Here is a 2,673-nt window from a genome sequence, read left to right on the forward strand (position 1 = left end):
GCGCGTCGCTGTCCGGCGGCCAGCGGCAGCGGCTCGCGCTGGCGCGCGCGCTGGTGCGGCGCCCCCGGCTGCTCGTCCTGGACGACGCGACGTCCAGCGTCGACCCGCAGGTGGAGGCGCGCATCCTGCACAGCCTGCGGGAGGCCCAGTCCCTGCGCGACGACGGCGGCGGCGCGACCGTCGTGGTCGTCGCCTACCGCAAGGCCACGATCGCGCTGGCCGACGAGGTCGTCTACCTCGACCACGGCCGGGTCACCGGGCGCGGCACCCACGCGGAACTGCTGGAGACGTCCGAGGGGTACCGCGACCTCGTCAACGCCTACGAGCGGGCGGAAGCGGAACAGGAAGCGCTCGACGGCGGCGAGGAGGCCCTGGCATGACGGTCATCGACGAGGCGGCGGCCACCGAGGGCGGCCTCAGCACACTGCGGCGCGGCCTGCGCCTCAGCCCCGAGTTCCGCGCCGGGCTGGCGGGCACGCTGGTGCTGGCGCTGCTGTCCACGGCGGGCCGGGTGGTGGTGCCGATCGCCGTGCAGCAGACCATGGACAAGGGCCTGGACCGGGCCGGCGGCCCCGACATCGGCTTCATCCGCTCGGCGGTGCTGCTGTGCGCCGTCGCCGTGCTGCTCACGGCCCTGTGCGCGTACGCGATGAACGTCCGGCTGTACAAGACGTCCGAGGGCGGGCTCGCGGGGCTGCGCGTCAAGGCGTTCCGGCACGTCCACGACCTGTCGATGCTGACGCAGAGCGGCGAGCGGCGCGGCTCGCTGGTGTCGCGGGTGACGACGGACGTCGACCAGATCAGCAACTTCATGCAGTCCGGCGGGCTGATGTTCATCGTGTCGATCGGGCAGCTGCTCGTCGCGAGCGTGCTGATGCTCGTCTACTCGTGGCAGCTCGCGCTGCTGGTGTGGGCGGCGTTCCTGCCGCTGGCGTTCGCGCTGCGCCGCTTCCAGCGGCTCGTGTCCGCCCGGTACATGCAGGTGCGCGAGCGCATGGGCGACCTGCTCGCCGCGGTGAGCGAGTCGGTGGTGGGCGCGGCGGTCATCCGCGCGCACGCCTCCGAGGAGCGCACCGGGCGCCGCGTCGACGACACCGTCGACGCGTTCCGCAGCACGCAGACGCGCGCGCAGGCGATGGTCGCGCTGACGTTCCCGGTCAGCGAGCTGGTCGCGGCCATCGCGACCGGCGGCGTGGTCGTCGCCGGGACGCTGCTCGGCATCGGCGGCCACCTGACCGCCGGGGAGCTGGTCGCGTTCCTGTTCCTCGTCACCCTGTTCGTCAGCCCGATGCAGACGGCGACGGAGGTCCTCAACGACGCGCAGAACGCCATCGCCGGCTGGCGCCGCGTGCTGGGCGTCCTCGACACCGTCCCGGACGTCGCCGACCCCGGCGACGCCGGCGAGACCCTGCCGCGCGGCCCGATCGAGGTGCGGTTCGACTCCGTCGGGTTCGCCTACCCGGGCGGCCCGCCCGTCCTGCACGACGTGAACGCGACGATCGCGCCGCGCAGCCGCGTCGCGATCGTCGGGCAGACCGGGTCGGGCAAGACGACGTTCGCCAAGCTCCTCACCCGCCTCATGGACCCTGTGTCGGGGCGCGTCCTCGTCGACGGCGTGCCGCTGGACCGCGTCCGGTTCTCCTCGCTGCGCGAGCGGATCGTCATGGTCCCGCAGGACGGGTTCCTGTTCGACGCGTCCCTCGCCGACAACATCCGCTACGGCCGCCCGGACGCCACCGACGAGGACCTCGCCCTCGCGGTGACGGAACTGGGCCTCGCGGACTGGCTGGAAGGGCTCCCCCAGGGCCTGGACACCCCCGTCGGGCAGCGCGGCGAGTCCCTGTCGGCGGGCGAGCGGCAGCTCGTCGCGCTGGCCCGCGCCTACATCGCCGACCCCGACCTCCTCGTCCTGGACGAGGCGACCTCCGCCGTCGACCCGGCCACCGAGGTCCGCATCCAGCGGGCCCTGGACGGCGCGACCCGCGGCCGCACCGCGATCTCCATCGCGCACCGCCTGTCCACCGCCGAGGCCGCCGACGAGGTGATCGTCTTCGACGCGGGCCGCATCGTCCAGCGCGGCCCCCACGCCGACCTGGTCGCCCGCCCCGGCGTCTACGCCGACCTCCACGCCTCCTGGACAGCCCAACGCAACCTGTAACCAACCAACCCCAACCCGCCCCCACCCCGGCCCGGCCCCCCATGACCGGCCAGTCCGAACCCCAGCCCCACCGGGCCGAACCCCGGCCCTGGCTGATCCGAGCCCCGGCCAGGCGAGCCGAAGTCTGGCCGGGGTCAGCGGTTCGAAGCCCGCCCCGCCAAGCCACCCCCGGCAAGCCGAACGCCAGCCCTGGCGGGTTGAACCCCAGCCCCCGGCAGGTCGAAGCCCGGCCCCGGCTGGTTCAAACCCCGGCCCTGGCGGTTCGAAGCCCAGCCCCGGCTCATGCAAGCCCTGGCCGGGCGAGTCGAAGCCTGGCCGGGGCCGGCAGGTCGAAGCCCGCCCCTAGCAAGCCGACCCGGGCAAGCCGTACGCCGGCCCTGGCGGGTTGAACCTCAGCACAAGCAGGTTGAAGCCCGGCCCCGGCTGGTTCGAACCCCGGCCCCGGCGGGTTGAAGCCCAGCCCGGCAGGTTGAAGGCCAGCCACCTCACGGGCGGGCACGCGGAGCGAGTGCAGC

Annotated in this window: 2 protein-coding genes; both read left to right on the forward strand. The window is 74.2% G+C overall.

What is annotated here, in order from left to right; all coding sequences use genetic code 11:
• The coding region (locus tag ABZ914_RS49870) for an ATP-binding cassette domain-containing protein (RefSeq protein ID WP_500201598.1) at nt 1-380 on the forward strand (380 nt) is incomplete at its 5' end.
• The gene (locus ABZ914_RS49875) at nt 377-2,158 is read left to right on the forward strand and encodes an ABC transporter ATP-binding protein (RefSeq protein ID WP_500201599.1); all 1,782 of its coding nucleotides are present in this window, start codon (nt 377-379) and stop codon (nt 2,156-2,158) included. The genes ABZ914_RS49870 and ABZ914_RS49875, both read left to right, overlap by 4 nt.
• The last annotated feature ends 515 nt before the right edge of the window (nt 2,159-2,673 follow it).

The sequence above is a fragment of the Spirillospora sp. NPDC046719 genome (genome assembly GCF_040645715.1).
GTDB lineage: Bacteria > Actinomycetota > Actinomycetes > Streptosporangiales > Streptosporangiaceae > Spirillospora.

What these genes read in the sequence shown, in the direction of transcription:
- ABZ914_RS49875 (WP_500201599.1), top strand. Translation starts at nt 377, where the DNA reads ATGACGGTCATCGACGAGGCGGCGGCCACCGAGGGCGGCCTCAGCACA.